The organism is Glaciecola sp. G7-5 (genome assembly GCF_055808975.1).
The window spans coordinates 1507821-1525812 of record NZ_CM147892.1 but is presented as its reverse complement, the minus strand read 5'-3'; the positions used below and the strand labels follow the sequence as shown (position 1 = coordinate 1525812).

The following is a 17992-nucleotide window of genomic DNA, read 5'->3' as shown; positions in this document are numbered from 1 at the left end:
GAGTGGTAAACACATAGGCGAACAGCATTATGCCTTAGCAAAAATGCGATGGGCTAAGGCATAACGATATTACCAAGGCAAGCTTTCACCATTAGAATGCCAAAAACCACCAGAGTTCTGCATGTTGAGTTCCTCGATTCGTTGTATTAATCGATTCACTGAGTCAGATGCCGAAATATCGCCGCCATAATTAACCATCTCAGTTTGTACATAACCCGGATGTAATAAAGCCACTGCTACATTTTGCGGTTTTAGATCGTGGGCTAAAGACACCCCCGCGATGTTAAGCGCCGCTTTAGACATACGATAACCATAGCGACCGCCTGAAGTGTTGTCAGTAACTGAGCCCATACGGCTAGTGATCAACGCTACTTTCGCACCAGAAACTAATTGCTTACGCAATAATTGTGTCACTAGCACCGGGCCAATTGCATTCACCTTGTATTGCTGTTCTATGGTACTTAAATTAAAATCGTCTAAGCTTTCATCAGCCAGTACACCTGCATTGTTGACTAATATATCAATGTCGACATCGCCTAGGGCTTGCAATGATTTTTCAAGGCTATCAGGATTTGCAACATCAACCCCGTCAATAATCTGCGCATCTGTTTGCTTTAGCTCGTCGCTACTGTTTCTGCACAAAGCATATACCTTGTCGCCTTTTGCTAAATATTGTCTTACAAATTCTAATCCAATGCCTCTATTTGCACCGGTGATCACTACAGTTGCCATTGTTTCTCCTTTATTAGCTTATTAAAAATGACTTAATTGACCCGTAATAGTGCAGACTCACGCACCATGCTTAGGCAAAATATCCATTTCCAAAGTGTCTGAAAAGTTAAGTGCCTAATATATATGAAAAAAAATTATGGTTCGTTATTTGCTACATTACAAGTGGATGGCACTAAATCCACATGAACAAATAAAGAATCAACTATTTGAGATACAAACTCTAACACGTAACTAGTTGAATATTACAGAGCATTGGCGCTCACACCTACCTGCGTAGAACATGCAGTTGGGGTGTGAGCGTTTTTTTGGAAAATGCAAAGTACATATTCCCAAGAATGAAATAGGAACATTATGGCTTACTTAGAACCCAAAGAATTCGCTACCAAAATGGTCGATGCCGGCGAACAGAAAATATTTATGTCGACCAAAGACACCTTTATTAGAGCATTTATGGCAGGTGCAATTCTCGCGTTAGCCGCGTTTTTTGCCATTACCATTATTTCTAAAACCGGCAATCCTTTATTAGGTGCAGTATTATTCCCAGTTGGTTTCATCATGCTCTATTTGATGAAGTTTGACCTGCTAACCGGTGTATTTACTTTAGTACCCTTAGCCGTACTAGATAAACGCCCCGGATGCACTATGAAAGAACTTATGCGCAATTGGGGCTTGGTCTTTTGTGGCAACTTTGCTGGCGCAATTACGGTAGCCTTCTTTGCTTCTTTCATTCTAACCTACGGCTATCAAGTTGACGGCGGTGCGGTAGCTGAAAAGGTGAGTACGATTGGAGAGTCCCGTACATTAGGCTATAAAGAGCAAGGCATATTGGGTTGGTTTACCATCTTTATCCGTGGCATGTTATGTAACTGGATGGTGTCGATGGGCGTAGTTGGCGCAATGATTTCTACCTCTGCGGGCAGCAAAATGGCCGCCATGTGGATGCCCATTATGCTGTTTTTCTATATGGCTTTTGAGCATTCAATCGTGAATATGTTTTTATTCCCCTTCTCAATGATCATGGGCGGTGATTTCACTATTGGTGATTATCTGCTTTGGAATGAAATTCCTACCGTATTGGGTAACTTAGCCGGTGGTTTGTTGCTAGTAGGCCTACCTCTTTACTATACGCATGTTAAAACAAGTAAAGAGAGAAAAGTACAAGCACAAAAAAGCCAAAAAGATACCATTGCGGCCTTATAAAAGATTGTACTCTTTATCGAACTTTAAGGCACACGAGTACTGTTAGTGAGTACTCGTGTTGTCTTTCTCACCATTACAATGCTGCTAAAACGGCTAGTGTGGTAACAAGTTGACGACTAACAAGAGCTTACAAGATATATGAATGCGCCACTTAAGCTAAACATTGGTCAATGCAGCACTAAAGGCCAAAAAGCGATTAACCAAGACTTCCATGGTGCTCTTGTCCCCACGGGTTCCCAATTGCATCTAAAAGGCGCCGCAATAGCCTTAGCCGATGGCATTAGTAGTAGCGAAGTCAGTCAAATCGCCAGTGAAACAGCGATTAAAAGTTTTTTGCAAGACTACTATTGCACCTCTGATACATGGTCTGTGCAAACCTCGGGTCTTCGCGTGATTGAAGCTATTAATGGCTGGCTGAGCGCACAAACTCAAAAAAGTGAATATCGCTTTGATCATGACAAAGGCTATGTTTGCACATTCAGCGCGCTTGTATGCAAAGGTGGGCTGGCGCATATCTTCCACGTTGGTGACAGCCGCATTTATCGTATTCGCGAAAATGCAGTGGAGCAACTGACTAAAGACCATCGTTCTTGGACATCAAGCAAACAAAGCTATTTAAGCCGAGCACTTGGTTTTAAACAACATATTACAATTGATTATCAAAGCACTGACATGCGCGAGGGCGACTATTTTCTGCTTTGCACTGACGGTGTTTTTGAGCACTGCGACAACGAGGTGTTTTTACAAATACTCAATAGACATCACGATTTAGAAAGCGCCGCCAAAGCCATAGTGAATAGAGCCTTACAAAATGGCAGTGACGATAATGCGAGTATACAAATCGTTGCCATCGAGCAACTTCCTAGCAGCCAAAACAACGAGCTTAGTGCTGACATAGGCGAACTAGCACCACCACCACTGTTACAAGCAAGACAGTCATTTGATGGATTTAGGGTAATACGAGAGTTACATGCTAGCAGCCGAAGCCATGTTTACTTAGTAGAAGACGAGCAAAGCGGTGACAAACTAGTACTAAAAATCCCATCTGTCGAATTAGGCCAAGACAGTAATTATTTAGAGCGTTTTGCCCTTGAAGAATGGGTCGCAAGGCGAATTAATAACGCACATATACTCAAAGCGTTTAATCAAAAACGCGAACGACAATATCTTTATAGCGTATTTGAATATGTTGAAGGTACACCCCTAAATCAGTGGCTAATAGACAATCCTAAACCGGATATTGAAACCGTTCGCAATATTGTCGAGCAAATTGCAAAAGGGCTTCAGGCCATGCATCGCTTAGAAATATTGCATCAAGACCTGCGCCCTAACAATATTATGATTGACCAAAACGGGACCGCGAAAATTATCGATTTTGGCGGCGTGCGAATTGCGGGCATAGTTGAAGCGCAATCAAGTGCAGACGAAGACGAGATGCAAGGCACTGCATTGTTTATGGCGCCGGAATATTTTATTGGGGAGTCAGTATCTGAGCGTTCAGACCAATACTCCTTAGCGGTTATTGCTTACTTTATGCTAAGTGGTCGTTTTCCTTATAGCACTCAACTTGCCAAAGCGCGCAGCGTTTCAGCGCAAAGGCGTTTGATTTATCAATCGGTATTAGATGTTGACAGGGAAATCCCCGCTTGGATTGATGCTACCTTGCAAAAAGCACTGCAACCCTTTGCACATAAACGCTATCAAGAATTATCTGAATTTGTTTTTGATTTGCGTAACCCAAATCCAAAATTTGTAAATCGAAACAAAGCACCGCTACTCGAACGCAAACCCGTTCTATTTTGGAAAACTGTTTCGTTAACGCTAGGCATTACCGTGCTTGGCTTACTTATATACATCGAAAAACTAGCCCATTAAAAAAGGAAATCTCATGATCACTAGCAGAGAACAAGTAAGTGCATTAATCATGTCACAAAAAGTGACCAAAGAATATAAAATGGAGTGAGGTTGCCGAGACCTTGCAACTGTCAAAAGAGTGGACAACTGCCGCTTGTTTAGGGCAAATGACCCTAAACAAAGCACAAGCTACCGCAGTAGGTGAGCTTTTTGAATTACCTGATGAAGCAGTTGCGTGGCTTCAAATACCGCCTTACAAAGGCTCATTGCCAACCGCCGTACCTAGCGACCCGCTAATATATCGCTGGTATGAAGTGGTAAATGTATACGGCAGCACTATCAAAGAACTCATTCATGAAGAATTTGGTGACGGCATTATGAGCGCAATTGATTTCTCAATGGATATTCAGCGCGAAGAAAACCCCAATGGCGACCGCGTAAATGTTGTTTTATCAGGTAAGTTTTTACCATACAAAACCTTTTGATAACGCGTTAATGCTTGGCGTAAAGATACGGCCGCTAAGTTTATAGCCTTGGTACGATTTTAATAGCACCCTGCGTGATTTGCATATCTAAAGGTAGCTTGCTTAAAAGCGCTAGTTTTGGATTGTTCATATCCAGTTTGTAAACAGGGTTATCTTGTAAAAACGCATTAATTAAGGCTAAGGCTTCGTTGTTCAATACGCCAAGATTACCTCGAAAACCGCCGGCATCAATACTGGAATCAAGTAAGTTCACGTCGCGCAAGAAAACGGCTTTTTCCTTGCTGTCATAATAAGGGCTACCTTCTATTTGCAAACTCAAGCCCACCGGGTATGAAAAAGAAAATGCGCTGATTTTTGCGGTCGAGTCAAATCCTAAAACAACCACGTCACGATTGTCTGGGCCTATATCAACGCGAAGATCGTTTACTTCAAATTCTACTGGCAACCCCATTAATCGTAATTCTTTGCTTAGTTTGGGAAGTTCTTGTTTCAGTACCGCCTCAGCGTTGGCATTGGTAAAGGTATGTACAGACAGGCCTTGAGTAGCACTACAGCCCGTTAACATTAAAAAAACTACTACTAACAATACTCTCATGGGCACCCTATTTGATTCATCAATTTATTGTGAAATAACGCAAGCGCGTAGTTTACGCTATATTTATGTTTATTTTGTCTATTTATGTCACTGTTTAGCGAATAAATAACCTTTCACTCTTCATCATCCCATTGGATGCTTTTATAATCGAAACCGCGATTTAAAGTCGGTTTAACAATATTAAAATAAGGCGACAAATCAAAATCTCGAGGGGTAAAGTGGGTATGATGCATGCGTAACATGAGCTCAATTTGATTGCTTCTTAACCCAGTCTTAGTTTGTGTTGTGCTGCCATCGTTGTTATCTGACGACATAGGCAATATGGGATAAGCAATCGACTGGAACGCTTGGGCGGCTAAAGTTGAGCAGATTGCCTTGGTAGGGTCGCCACTTCCAAAGGTCAACATCCTGCGCCTTAGGCGCTGGGGCACAGGTGGGGCGGGCAATAGATAACGCATCAAATCAAATATATTTTTAGTATCGTATTGCACACCTATTTTGTCGATTAAGAATGTTAATAAAGCCTGAGTATCTTGTTCACTTAGTTTGTGCGCGCGGCAAATTCTTAAATTAAAACCATCGTATTTATTTAAAGGAACTGTGACCACTCCGTCTACTAAATCGGCCTCAAGAATAGGGCCTAAGCCCTCATGTTCGCCAATATAGATACAAACATGAGACCAAGTCGATTGAGTCAGGTATTTTATAACCGAGCTTATTCGGCTGTTGCCCTCGACTAAAATCAAATCTCCAGGTATTAAAGTCGCTCTTAACTGCGCTTCAGTAATTAGACTAAATGTGTTGTAGTTCTCATGAGGCTTGTTTAAAAAGTTTGCGAGGCTATCACCTATTGCATTTCCTAAACGAGAAAACCACGACGGTGTTGGTGATTGAGTTGGCATAGTTTTATTAGAATCTTCCTCGATGTAAAGCAACAAACGCTAGATGCGCCACATTATTTTAACATTTAAATGAATCTAAATAGTAACAAATATAAATATTGTTACACTCTTACACACTAAATTACATTTACTTATGTCATGATCACACCCTCACTAAAACGCAAGGACCATTATCATGAGAAAATTTATTATCGCAGTCGCTAGCATTATCCTTTCCAGCGCAATCACAGTTCAAGCAGCAAGCAGTTTTGAGGTAGAGCAATACAATAAGTATGCAAAATTCAGTGATTCTGCAATGCAGGTAAAAGATTATGAGCAAGCCTACGAGCATCTTCTTAAATCCTCTGAGCTCGGCAATAAAATATCTCAGTACAATTTGGCAACACTCTATATAGAAGGACTGGGTGTTGAACAAGATTACGCACAAGCATACTTATGGCTGAGTGTTGCAGCAGAAGCTAATGAGAAAAAGTGGCGTGATGCACGAGATCAACTTCACAATGCATTTAGCAAAGAGCATCGTGCCATGCTAGCCCCGCATGTGAAAAGTTATATTGACAATTATGGCGCACAAGCGCAAGAAATCACTTGCTCGAAAAGAGCCTCTACCGGCTCAAACAGACGTGTAATGCAGTGTGCAAAAAATCTAACAGAAGGGCTTTAAGCCCCCTGTTAGAGACGTTTCATGGCATCAAACAAGCGCGTTATGGACGCACTCTTGTTTCTACTTAAGGGAATTGGCAAGTAAATCAGCCCTAGCACACAGGCTAGGTTGATATACTGTTGTTGCATTGCCAATTTGTTATACCTCGCTATTATCTTAGCATGAAGCCATACAGTTCAATGCTTGGCGGGGTAATAGTACGAGAACCCGGCCCATTTAAGGGAAATTGGCTTGTCAAAAGGCCACCACCATTACATAGGTCTGTGTCAGTATTATCACTTTGCATACCCGCAAGGCCAGCACTTACGCCACCCGCCTCTTCATCGCTTAATAATTTAGGTTTTGCTAATCCATTGTTTTTCATATCTCACTCCATAATTTTAAAAGCGCCGTTATTGAATATAACGGCGAAGTTATATTACGCCAACTTGACTAGCGTAAATACTGGGCTAAAGCATAGTTAAATAAGAGGGCGCTTATCATCGATAAGTTGCAAACAATTGAAACTTGCCTTATGTTCAAGTAATTGGACAAGATGACGTTATAGTAGAACTCTAGTTCGTTATTTGAATGTCCCCCTATTGGATGCCCCTATCCATCTAAAGGAACAGCAACGCCCTATGTTTTCGTTTTCAAAAGCCGGCAATTCGGCATTGAGCCAATCAGACTTCCTAACGAGGTCGGCTTTTGGGGTGTCTGCGGTTTCTGTTTTAATCATGCTGCCTTTTGGTATCAATAATTTTTTCCAAGACCGTCCGTTCAGCGGCATCACTGCCCTTTGCGTTGCACTTTTATTCGCAGCAAACGCCATAATAACCTATCGCGGAAAATATTCGCTTTATTTAAGTCTCTTTGCCATTGTGCCCGCCTTGGCGCTAGCCTCAATTACGGCCTTGATATCTTTGAATGTAGTGGGATCGTACTGGTCATATTTATGTGTATTTGGTATTTATTATATTTTACCTTTTCATTATGCAAAATACGCAAATATAGTCTTTCTGGCAGTCGTGCTTGTTGTCGCTTGGATAAGTCTTGAGCAAGTCATTGCGATACGATTTTGCATGGTATTGATAGGTATAAGTATATTTATCTTCATTTCATCAAAAGAAATCACTATCGCCCAATCAGTCTTGAACAAACAAGTAAGTACTGACGCTTTGACAGGAGTCCTCAATAGAAATAGCTTATCTAAACGCTTGAAAGAAGCGATAGAGCACTATAAACAAAAAGACGTCTTATCAACAATATGCTTAATAGATATCGATCATTTCAAAACGATTAATGACAACTTTGGCCATGATGTGGGCGATCAAGTCTTAATGGATTTAACCGCAGAAATTTCAGCTAAGCTCAAAAGTACAGACTTGTTATTTAGAATTGGAGGAGAAGAGTTCCTTATTCTGATGCATGATACTAGTTTGGTTGAAGGACAACGAGAGGCTGAACAGATCAGGCTAGCCATAAGGAATTTACCCTCAGCAATTGGAAAACAACTCAGCGTTAGTATTGGCATCTCTGAAGTACATAAGAATCGCGACTGCAGAGAATGGATGAAAGATGCCGATGAAAAGCTGTATGTTGCAAAACGCAATGGCAGGAATCAAATAGCGTATTGAATTAAAGAGCAACAAGGCGGATTTGGGTGTCAACTTCCTAAATCCCTAAAAATTATCAAAATCTACCCTGTTTCTGCACAGTAACTACACATTCAGAACATACAATGATGCACATTAATAAATCATTGGTATGCCATATGTTACACATAAATACTGTTTCTCGTTCGAAACTACAATTTTTCACAATTATCGCTGCGCTATTGTTTAGCTTGAGTGCGTGTTCCGGAAGTGACTCAAACACCCTCGATGACGATACAACTGAAATAGACACCCCAAGCGAAACAACGCAACCTGAAGTAGACCCCTTTGCCTTCGCAAGTGGTGCACTCACAGAAACCGTCATTACAACAGCCTGTACTTTAAATGATGGCACCCAAACAACGTGTTATCAGTTCACTATTGCCGGTGCACCAGCGACTCACGAAGTAGGCTCATTTTGTCCAACAGACATTTATGCAAGCGCAGACGAAGTGGGTATTTGGTTTGACGGCAATGGGGAAGTCTATGATATAGATGGTGACTTCATCCAAAACTTAGCGACCTTATATAACGACAGCAATTGGCAACTGTTTGATGCGCAAACAGGCTTAGTTAACATCACCGATACACTTGAAAAGTGCGATGGTGCAGCCAGACCAAATGTTGACCCATCGCTACAAAATCATTGCGTTGAATGTGCACTTGAATATGTTGGCGGCGGTATACAAGCTACCTATTTAATCCCTGTGCAACCAGTTAAAGCGAGCAGCCCAACAAGTATTGGCCGTGATGATGTTGGTTTGAGTTTAAATGGAGTCGCCATTGCGCCACCGGCACCAGTAGATGCCATTTTAGGTGCATATACAATAGCCGCTTTTGATGATTGTGCAGGCCACATTAACCCAGTAGCGGGATATCACTACCATGGCTCTGCTGGTTGCAGTGAAATTGTTGCAGAGCAAGATGGCCATGCTGCCCAAATGGGATACGCCCTAGATGGTTTTGGGATATATGGCATGCTAGATCAGCAAGGCAATGAATCTACCGATCTTGATGATTGCCGAGGACACGACGATGACACACGCGGTTATCATTATCATGCGGCTAGCATTGCAGAAAATATGTTTATTGGTTGTTATAGCGGAAAATTAGCGGAGTAATATATGATACATAAATCAATCTGGGCTTTTTGTTTATTTGTGGCAACAAGCGGTGCCTTATTCGCGCATGATGGGCATCACACAAGCAAGGCTTGGGACGCTTGTGAAAACAAAGCCCTTAGCGATGCTTGTAGCTATATCTTGCAAGAAAACATGCTCTATAAAGGCACTTGCAGAGCAGTTGGAGACGACTTAATTTGCGTTCGAAATCAGCCGATTGAGAAGCGCTAAGATATTCAATTGTTGATATAAACAATGCTTACAAAATAAAGATGCGATATGCGTCTTTTTTATTGGGCCAAATAAACTTAAAGCAACTTTTGCGTCGCGGTAGTACACTAACGAAAATCACAACGAAATAAGTGATAGTTGTTAACAGAATAACTCTTGCCGAGGATAAGCCTGTGTTCAAGCACTCCCGTTTAGTCAATATAGTGTCTAAGTATTAAAAATGGCTAACCATATCCAACAACTGCTAGATATTTGGTACCAGCAGCGCGATGACCTAGAGTGGGTCTTAGCCACGGTTATCGCCACTGAAGGCTCATCATATCGCAAGCCAGGCGCAATGATGTTGCTTAATAATTTAGGCCAATATCATGGCTTGTTAAGTGGCGGATGTTTAGAGTCAGATATTATGCGCCAGTCTCGTCAATGCTGGGACACGAGTAACAATCGTATAATTCAATATGATATGCGCGACGAAGAAGATATTGCTTGGCAGCTAGGTATTGGTTGCCAAGGAATGGTTCGCATACTGTTACAGCCCATCAATACATCAAACGACTATTTGCAACTCAGCAAGCTACGCCGATTAATCAATCAGCACAAGGCCTGTGCCTATACCCAAACGCTTCATGAAAGTCTTCCTGCCAATCAGGTGCGTGAGATTAATGACCTTGAAACCGTCGATATTGGTTTAAAGGCACAAGCAAACAATACATTTACCCACATTATCAAACCTGCGTTGCGCCTTGGTATTTTTGGCGGTGGGGTTGATGCAGTACCCGTGCTCGAAATAGCGAGTAATTTGGGATGGCAGGTAAGCATTGCCGACCCGCGCGCTGGATACGCAAGAAAAACGCTATTTAGCAACGCAAAGCAAATAATTAAGCAAGACTTAGGCGATTCAAACGACCACGCATGGTTGGCAAACGTTGATGCCATAGTGATCATGACTCACAGTATCAAGTTAGATGCACAAGCATTGTTATTGGCACAAAACAGTTCGGCGCGCTATGTTGGTATGTTAGGCCCGGTGCACCGCACTGAAAGAGTATTGCAAGAAGCGGGGTTGGCCGTTTCTGAAACGACTAGTTTACAAAAGACGATAACACCGAGTCTACGTAAAGCCCTAGCAAACCCTATTGGCTTAAGATTAGGTGGGGAGCTACCAGAATCCATCGCGCTTTCTATTTTATCGGAAATACACGCCTTCATTGAAGGTAGTGATGCGAAATCAATTAGCAACATTCTCGAATAAAGAGGGCTTATGCGTAGCGATAAAAATTCGCCGTACAAAATACAAGCTTTGCTACTCGCCGCTGGCGAAAGCAAGCGCTTTAACGGCCTAAAACAACTTGCGCTTATTGATGAAAAGCCAATGCTTGCGCACACCTTAAGTATGCTGATTGAAGCTAGCTTTTCTGCCATTGGCGTTGTTTTAGGTGCCAATGCGACATTGATAAAAGAGTCCTTGGCGCAGAGTGATATAGACTCAATGACTAGGCGAACGCAAAATACGCATATCGACTACCTGATGGCAGAAAACTACCAACAAGGCATGGGCGCATCAATCGCAGCTGGCGTGAAAAGCGTAGAGAGCGATATTAGCCATGTTTTTATCGCACTGGGTGATCAAGTGGAAATTCGAGCTGAGCAGTGTAAGCTTATGGTTAAAGAATCTAAAAAGCACCGTGACAAAATAGTCGCCGCTTTTTATCAGGGAAAACCAAGCGCACCTGCGATTTTTCCGCGAAGGTATTTTAGCGATCTAGTTATACTTAATAGCGACAAAGGCGCCCGAGATATACTTCGGAGCAATATGGACAGTATTGTTAGCTTTGATTTACCAGAGGGTGCAAGAGATATCGATACTAGAACTGATTTGCAGTTGTATACATCAACTAAGCGTGCCGCTAGCAGCGACACTCACCATTGAAATATTATTCAAAGGGTTACAATATGATAAGTTTTACACTTAACGACAAAGCCATCGAAGTAGATGCTGATCCCAATATGCCTTTACTATGGGTACTTCGCGACATGCTTGATATGACAGGTACAAAGTTTGGCTGCGGTATTGCTCAATGTGGTGCCTGCACCGTGCACATGGATGGCAACCCTATCCGTTCTTGTGTTATGACACTGGCAACCGTTGCAGGAAAACAAATCACAACCATTGAAGGCCTACCAAGTGATGCAAGCCATCCTATACAGCAGGCGTGGGTAGAGCACAACGTTCCCCAGTGTGGCTACTGCCAATCGGGTCAAATTATGAGTGCCGTTGCATTACTTGCGAACAATCCTAATCCCGACGATGCCGCTATTGACAGCGCTATGCAGGGTAATATTTGTCGATGTGGTACCTATCCACGCATTAAAGCCGCAATTAAAGACGCTGCTTTAAAAAACGCGACGAAAACCGCATCACTTGACTTTAGCTTGGCTAAAAATGTGGGAGAAAAAGCATGATTGAACAATTTGAGCAAGGCGCAAGTAAAAAAACGGCAATAGAAACAAAAGTGCTTGATCGCCGCGACTTTCTAAAATTAACCGGCATAAGCACCGCTGGTCTTATAATCGGCTCCCTCCTTCCTTTTCGCTCACCGGTCTGGGCTCACGGCAATGATTCGCATAATAATAGCCTTAATTTATTTGTCGCCATTGAAAGCAACGGGCGCATCAACATAGTTTGTCACCGCAGCGAAATGGGTCAAGGCATACGAACCGGGATCCCCCAGATTGTTGCCGATGAACTTTGCGCGGCATGGGACGATGTCCATGTTGTTCAAGGCTTAGCCGATGAAAATTATGGTAGTCAAAACACCGATGGTTCCCGTTCAATTAGAGATTTTTATGCCAAAATGCGTGAAATGGGCGCGACCGCTAGAACCATGCTTGAACAAGCGGCAGCAGAAAAATGGGGAATATCCGTCAGCGAGGTTTATGCAAAAGACAGTTTTGTCATCAATAAAAGTAACAATGAAAAACTATCCTTTGGGTCTTTAGCTGAACCCGCATCAAAGATTAAGACACCCGACATTGAATCGCTTCGCTATAAATCTAAAAAAGACTTTAGCTATATTGGTAAATCAATGCCCATCGTTGATTTGCATGACATCGTTACCGGTAACACCACCTTTGGCCAAGATATCAAACTAGACGGTATGTTATACGCCAGTATTGAACGTGCGCCTGTTGTTGGTTCAAAAGTTGAGTCTTTTGATAAAGCCGCGGCCTTAAAAGCCAAGGACGTTGTAGATGTATTTGAAATGCCCGAGCAAGGAGCGCCGGTGCTTTTTCATCCATCAAACGGAGTTGCCGTTATTGCGAGTAACACTTGGGCCGCATTGCAAGGTCGCAAAGCATTAAATATTAAGTGGGGAGATAGCCCTCACAGCAGTCATAACTCAAGCGAGTACTTAGCAAAGCTTAAGCAAAAAATAGTCACGAAAGGTAAAACTATTCGTGAAGGTGGTGACGCCTACTCCGTGATGAAAGAGGCAAAGCGCAAAGTTTCTGCTAGTTATAGTATACCTTACTTAGTGCATGCCCCTATGGAACCACCTGCGGCAACGGCGGTATTTAAAAACGGCTTATGCGAAGTATGGGCCTGTACACAAACGCCGCAAAGTACTCAACAAAATGTAGCCGCAGCACTTGGCATAGATAAAGAAAGTGTCAAAGTAAACGTTACGTTGCTCGGTGGCGGGTTTGGAAGAAAATCAAAACCCGATTTTTCGGTTGAAGCAGCGCTTCTTGCAAAACATACGGGTAAACCCGTAAAAGTCATATGGAGCCGAGAAGATGACATCCGCAACGGTTATTACCATGCCGTTAGTTCACAGCATTTTGAAGCAGGTTTAGACGAAGACCAAGCGGTCACTGCTTGGATTCAGCGCACAGCTTTCCCCAGTATCAGCTGGACATTTAATAATGTTAGCGATGAGCCGTCGGTCGGTGAATTGAGCTTGGGCTTTGGTGACATGCCGTTTAAGGTAGCCAATCTATCTTGCGAAACACACAAGGCCCCTGCTCATGTTCGAATTGGTTGGCTTCGCTCAGTGAGTAATATTCAGCATGCTTTCGCTCAAGGCAGCTTTGTTGATGAATTAGCCCAAGCTGCCAACATGCCTACGCAACAGATGTGGCATCAATTGCTGGGTGAAGACAGACTCGTTGACCCAAATGAACAAGGCTTTAAGTACGGTAATTATGGGCAAACTCTTGAACGCTTTCCCATTGACACTAAACGTCTAAAACATGTTTTAGACGACGTCATTGCAAAGTCAGGCGCCGATAAACCTACAGCAGAAGGTGAAGCTTGGGGAATAAGTGCACATAGAAGCTTTGTGAGTTATGTAGCAGTAGCCACAAAAGTGCGCGTCACAGAAGGTAAGGTTAAAGTGCTTGAAATGCATTCAACCATCGACGCGGGGACCGTTGTAAACCCTGATCGTGTTCGCTCACAGCAAGAGGGGTCGATGATATTTGGCCTGTCATTGGCTATGTTGGGTGAAATTAGTTTACAAGATGGCGCGGTTGAGCAATCCAACTACAATGATTATGAAGTGCTGCGTATGTCACAAAGCCCTATGATTAAATCTTATATCGTAGAATCAGACGCAGTTCCAGGGGGTGTTGGTGAGCCAGGCACGCCTGTGGTAGCGCCAAGTTTAACGAACGCTATATTTCATGCTTCAGGAAAACGAATTCGAGACTTACCGGTAAGTAAACATTTTAAAGTATAAGTAAGCCCCCGCGTCATTCCCGCGGCGGCAAAATGCCATCCGGTCAAGCTAAAAAACTATCAAAAACGTCATTCCCGCGGCGGCGGGAATCTGCCAATACACCCTCTAACTATTTGATTTTACAGTGTTCCAAGGAGATTCCCGCCGCCGCGGGAATGACGGATATGATGTTAACCGAACAGCATTACGTCGCCGCGGGAATGACGGATCTGTTTGGATTTTATGTTAAACAAACAACATTTTTCGGAGGCGGGAATCTGCTTGTTGATGCTTCCTCTTTCATCCCATAAATAAAGGATGCTTTGGGGAGATCTCAGCCTGCGCTGAGATGACCCCAAGGGGATTAAACTCTTACTTAATAAACAACATTTCTTGATACTTAGGCAATGGCCATAAGTCGTCAGATACGATTAATTCCAGTGCATCAGCGTGGCTACGTACTTCAAGCATTAGCGGACACAAGGTGTGAGCACAGTAATTTAAGTGATCTTCAACCGTGTCAAAATCTTCTTTTTCAAGCGCATCTTGTAGCTTGGTAACGGCTGCCATCATCAAGTCTGTTTCGCTGGCGATTTTATCAATACTATTGTGACTGATTTCTATTTTAAGCTTGCTTAGATTATAAGCGGCGCTTGATAAGCTATCTAAGTATTCTACTGTAGCAGGATAAATGCGAGTGCTCGCCATACCTACAACCAACTTCGATTCAACTTCAATAGATAAAATATATTGCTCAGCATACACTTCAAAACGACTTGCTAATTCAGCAGGCGAAAGTACGCCGGTCGATTCAAAGAGTTTAATAACCGACTCTTCTTTAAACGCAGGTAATGCTTCTGCTGAGGTTGGAATATTTTTAAGTCCACGCTCTTCAACAGCGGCTTTATGCCATTCGCTAGAATAGCCGTCGCCACCAAAGATGACGTTTCCATGCAGTTCCATTAACTCTTGCAATACCGTAATAACAGCAGCGGTTTTGTCTTCGCCTTTCGCCATAACAGCTTCTAACTTGTCAGAAATCCAAGAAAGTGAATCTGCTAACATCGTATTCATTGCGACTAATGGGCCAGATACCGACTGAGATGAACCAACAGCCCTAAACTCGAAACGGTTACCCGTGAAAGCGAAAGGAGAAGTACGATTTCGATCACCCGGATCGCGTTCAAACTCTAAGATTTGAGATAGGCCTAAATCCATTAGACCCCCTTTGGCTTTTTCGAGTAATTTACCTGCTTTAATATCTTTAAATACGCCTTCTAACTGGTCACCTAAATAGACCGACAAGATAGCAGGAGGTGCTTCGTTTGCGCCTAGGCGATGGTCGTTAGCGGCAGATGCAATTACTGCGCGTAGCATTGGGCCGTATAAATGCACACCACGAATTACTGCACCACAAAATAGCAAGAAATTAAGGTTTTCATGCGGCGTGCTACCCGGATCAAGCAAGTTACCCTGAGTTGCATTACCTACCGACCAGTTAACGTGCTTACCTGAACCGTTTACACCAGCAAAAGGCTTTTCGTGCAATAAGCATAAAAATCCATGTTCTTTTGCGGTACTTTTCATTAGCGTCATTAACAACTGCTGGTGATCAGCGGCAACGTTAGCGGCCTCAAAATAAGGCGCAATTTCAAATTGACCAGGGGCTACTTCGTTATGGTGAGTTTTGGCAGGAATACCTAAGCGGAATAGTTTGTCTTCAAAGTCTTGCATGAATACTTGAACGCGCGCAGGTATTGCACCAAAGTAATGGTCGTCAAACTGCTGGCCTTTAGCCGGCGGTGCACCAAACAAAGTGCGCCCCGCTAGCAACAAATCAGGACGGGCATTGGCAAAATGTTCGTCAACTAAGAAGTATTCTTGCTCAGCACCACAGCTAGAATTAAGCGGTGCTATTTCAGTTTCACCCATTAGGCCAAGTACTTTTTGTGCAGCTTTGTCCATGGCTTTGTTTGAGCGTAATAATGGGATTTTTTTATCTAGAGCTTCACCTGTCCAAGACATAAATACACTTGGTATCATCAAGGTGGCACCATTTGCGGTATGCATCACGTAGGCTGGGCTAGTTGGATCCCATGCAGTATAGCCTCGCGCGGCGTTAGTCATACGCAAGCTACCATTAGGGAAAGATGAACCGTCAGGCTCGCCCTTTATAAGCAAACTGCCGGTAAACTCGGTAATTGCACCGCCATCAGAATTAGTAATAATAAAGCCATCATGCTTTTCAGCAGTAATGTTGGTCATTGGGTAGAAAATGTGCGAGAAAAACTTAACGCCTTTACTCATTGCCCAATCTTTCATGGCTGCCGCGACAATATCAGCTGTCGCTGAATCAAGTGGCGCACCAGTTTGAACCGTTTTCTTTATTGCTTTAAATGCATTTTTAGATAATGCTTCTTCCATTGCAGCTAAACCAAAAACATCCGTTGCCCAAATTTGGCTCAACGGACCGGGCATCTTGCACTCTTTTGGAGCACGGTTTGTGATTTCAGTTATCGCATTCTTTCTTGGTGTCAATCCACTCATCTGATTTCCTTGGCCTGTATATAAAGGGGAGCAGAGACTTTTATAGCTAAAATTCAGCGCGTCTCTAAAAGTATTTACAAGTCACTGAGCAATAATTAGTCCAACATTGAATCTTGATACCAAAGTAGTAACATTCTGCTTGTAGACACTAAGTCGCATTGATAGGCGTAGCAGAAACTGTTAACGTCACTTCATACTTTCATTGTGCGAAACCCATGCTCACTAGAATTCAACCATTTTTCCCCTTGCTCTTTTTGTGCGTGTGGAGCGCAGGCTATGCGGTCGCTAAACTAGCCTTAGAATACACCGAACCACTAAATCTATTAGCCTATAGATTTACGGGCGCGTTTTTAGTGCTCACGCCATTTGTTTTACTGCTGCGCTTAAAGATGCCAACACTATCGACATGTTATAGCCTAATGGGCACAGGTTTATTTTTACATATTGGCCACTTTGGTAGTATTTATGTAGGAATGAAGCTAGGTGCTAGTGCCAGCATTATGGCCTTGTTTGCGGCCAGTCAACCGGTACTGGTCATTATTTCAGCGGCGCTGTTTGCGCGAAAAATGCCATCTTGGAAAATATGGCTGTCGTTGTGTTTAGGCTTATCGGGCGCTGCCCTTATTATTGGTGTCGACATGCAGCAAAATCAGGGGTTTTTACTAGGGGCTATCCTTGGTTTTACTGCTGTTGTTGGCATGTCTATTGGACAGGTAATCGACAAACAACGAAAATTAGACGTTCATCCTATCGTCGGTACTTGGGTGCAATACGCTTTCGCATCTGTCGTATCTTTACCTGTTGCTTATTACTTTGAAGGCTTTGATGCCACAATTACGCTGCCTTTTGTTGCATCGCTATCATACTTAGTATTGGGCAACTCGATTTTGGGGATCATGTTAATGCTATTTATCGTCAGAAACGGTTCTGTGTCAAAAGTCGCATCGATTATGTTCATGGTGCCTGCGGTAGGTGCATTGATTGCTTGGCCGGTAGCCGGTGAAATTCCCAAGTTAATTACGATTCCTGGATTCTTGCTGGCAATGCTTGGGGCATATTGGACGAGTAGGCTAACGCAAGTTTCTGCTTCACCGCGCAAATAGCCAACACAATATCGACTTTATCGTAAAATTCACTCACAAAAATTTAAATTTTTTAAAAGAATTTTAACATTAATTGAAAGTTTTCAAGATCCCGATCAACTTTAGTCTGAAAACTTTCAAAATAACTATTAAAAATACAAAAAATACTTTTAAATTTGTTACTCTAAAACTCTCACAAATCCTGCTTGAGCAAATAACAAAGC

Annotated in this window: 17 protein-coding genes and 1 pseudogene; 13 read left to right on the top strand and 5 right to left on the bottom strand. The window is 42.7% G+C overall.

Annotated elements, in window-relative coordinates; all coding sequences use genetic code 11:
- Positions 1 to 69: 69 nt before the first annotated feature.
- A complete protein-coding gene (locus tag AC0L6H_RS06535; protein WP_473393294.1) occupies positions 70 to 732 on the bottom strand; it encodes an SDR family oxidoreductase in 663 nt (220 codons plus the stop codon).
- 351 nt (positions 733 to 1083) lie between these two features.
- Between AC0L6H_RS06535 and AC0L6H_RS06530 the strand changes: the two genes are divergently transcribed.
- The 3 genes and pseudogenes from AC0L6H_RS06530 (at position 1084) to cynS (ending at position 4271) form a co-directional block, all read left to right on the top strand.
- Complete coding sequence (locus AC0L6H_RS06530; RefSeq protein WP_473393293.1) at positions 1084 to 1932, top strand: formate/nitrite transporter family protein; 849 nt, start codon at positions 1084 to 1086, stop codon at positions 1930 to 1932.
- Between the two features lie 138 nt (positions 1933 to 2070).
- Positions 2071 to 3807, top strand: a complete 1737-nt coding sequence (locus AC0L6H_RS06525) for a bifunctional protein-serine/threonine kinase/phosphatase (RefSeq protein ID WP_473393291.1) — start codon at positions 2071 to 2073, stop codon at positions 3805 to 3807.
- Positions 3808 to 3820: 13 nt separating this feature from the next.
- Positions 3821 to 4271: pseudogene (cynS, locus tag AC0L6H_RS06520) on the top strand (cyanase).
- A gap of 40 nt (positions 4272 to 4311) precedes the next feature.
- Here cynS and AC0L6H_RS06515 read toward each other — a convergent pair.
- Both AC0L6H_RS06515 and AC0L6H_RS06510 read right to left on the bottom strand, forming a co-directional pair.
- Positions 4312 to 4866, bottom strand: a complete 555-nt coding sequence (locus tag AC0L6H_RS06515) for a YceB family lipoprotein (protein WP_473393290.1) — start codon at positions 4864 to 4866, stop codon at positions 4312 to 4314.
- A gap of 113 nt (positions 4867 to 4979) precedes the next feature.
- On the bottom strand, positions 4980 to 5768 hold the full coding sequence (locus AC0L6H_RS06510) for a YiiX/YebB-like N1pC/P60 family cysteine hydrolase (RefSeq protein ID WP_473393289.1): 789 nt from the start codon (positions 5766 to 5768) through the stop codon (positions 4980 to 4982).
- Between the two features lie 175 nt (positions 5769 to 5943).
- On the opposite strand from AC0L6H_RS06510, the gene AC0L6H_RS06505 reads away from it, so the two are divergent.
- Complete coding sequence (locus AC0L6H_RS06505; protein ID WP_473393287.1) at positions 5944 to 6432, top strand: tetratricopeptide repeat protein; 489 nt, start codon at positions 5944 to 5946, stop codon at positions 6430 to 6432.
- A 151-nt stretch (positions 6433 to 6583) separates the two neighbouring features.
- On the opposite strand, the gene AC0L6H_RS06500 is transcribed toward AC0L6H_RS06505, so the two are convergent.
- Entirely contained in the window at positions 6584 to 6796 is a 213-nt protein-coding gene (locus AC0L6H_RS06500) for a hypothetical protein (protein ID WP_473393286.1), read from the bottom strand.
- 256 nt (positions 6797 to 7052) lie between these two features.
- Here AC0L6H_RS06500 and AC0L6H_RS06495 point away from each other — a divergent pair, with 256 nt between their 5' ends.
- From AC0L6H_RS06495 to AC0L6H_RS06460, 8 genes are all read left to right on the top strand, one after another.
- Positions 7053 to 8048: a GGDEF domain-containing protein gene (locus AC0L6H_RS06495; RefSeq protein WP_473393285.1), complete on the top strand. Its 996-nt coding sequence runs from the start codon at positions 7053 to 7055 to the stop codon at positions 8046 to 8048.
- Between the two features lie 137 nt (positions 8049 to 8185).
- On the top strand, positions 8186 to 9187 hold the full coding sequence (locus AC0L6H_RS06490; RefSeq protein WP_473393283.1) for a YHYH protein: 1002 nt from the start codon (positions 8186 to 8188) through the stop codon (positions 9185 to 9187).
- Between the two features lie 3 nt (positions 9188 to 9190).
- Positions 9191 to 9418 (top strand): hypothetical protein, encoded by a 228-nt coding sequence (locus tag AC0L6H_RS06485; RefSeq protein ID WP_473393282.1) that lies wholly within the window; start codon positions 9191 to 9193, stop codon positions 9416 to 9418.
- A gap of 220 nt (positions 9419 to 9638) precedes the next feature.
- Entirely contained in the window at positions 9639 to 10670 is a 1032-nt protein-coding gene (locus AC0L6H_RS06480; protein ID WP_473393280.1) for an XdhC family protein, read from the top strand.
- A 9-nt stretch (positions 10671 to 10679) separates the two neighbouring features.
- Positions 10680 to 11348, top strand: a complete 669-nt coding sequence (locus AC0L6H_RS06475; protein WP_473393279.1) for a nucleotidyltransferase family protein — start codon at positions 10680 to 10682, stop codon at positions 11346 to 11348.
- 23 nt (positions 11349 to 11371) lie between these two features.
- Complete coding sequence (locus AC0L6H_RS06470; RefSeq protein WP_473393278.1) at positions 11372 to 11881, top strand: (2Fe-2S)-binding protein; 510 nt, start codon at positions 11372 to 11374, stop codon at positions 11879 to 11881.
- Complete coding sequence (locus AC0L6H_RS06465) at positions 11878 to 14160, top strand: xanthine dehydrogenase family protein molybdopterin-binding subunit (RefSeq protein WP_473393277.1); 2283 nt, start codon at positions 11878 to 11880, stop codon at positions 14158 to 14160. Before AC0L6H_RS06470 ends, AC0L6H_RS06465 begins: the two co-directional genes overlap by 4 nt.
- 32 nt (positions 14161 to 14192) lie before the next feature.
- Entirely contained in the window at positions 14193 to 14450 is a 258-nt protein-coding gene (locus AC0L6H_RS06460) for a hypothetical protein (RefSeq protein WP_473393276.1), read from the top strand.
- 61 nt (positions 14451 to 14511) lie between these two features.
- On the opposite strand, the gene AC0L6H_RS06455 is transcribed toward AC0L6H_RS06460, so the two are convergent.
- Positions 14512 to 16686 carry a glutamine synthetase III family protein gene (locus AC0L6H_RS06455; RefSeq protein ID WP_473393274.1) on the bottom strand — a complete coding sequence of 725 codons (2175 nt, stop codon included), beginning with the start codon at positions 16684 to 16686 and terminating at the stop codon, positions 14512 to 14514.
- Between the two features lie 215 nt (positions 16687 to 16901).
- On the opposite strand from AC0L6H_RS06455, the gene AC0L6H_RS06450 reads away from it, so the two are divergent.
- Positions 16902 to 17789: a DMT family transporter gene (locus AC0L6H_RS06450; RefSeq protein WP_473393273.1), complete on the top strand. Its 888-nt coding sequence runs from the start codon at positions 16902 to 16904 to the stop codon at positions 17787 to 17789.
- Positions 17790 to 17992 lie beyond the last annotated feature (203 nt).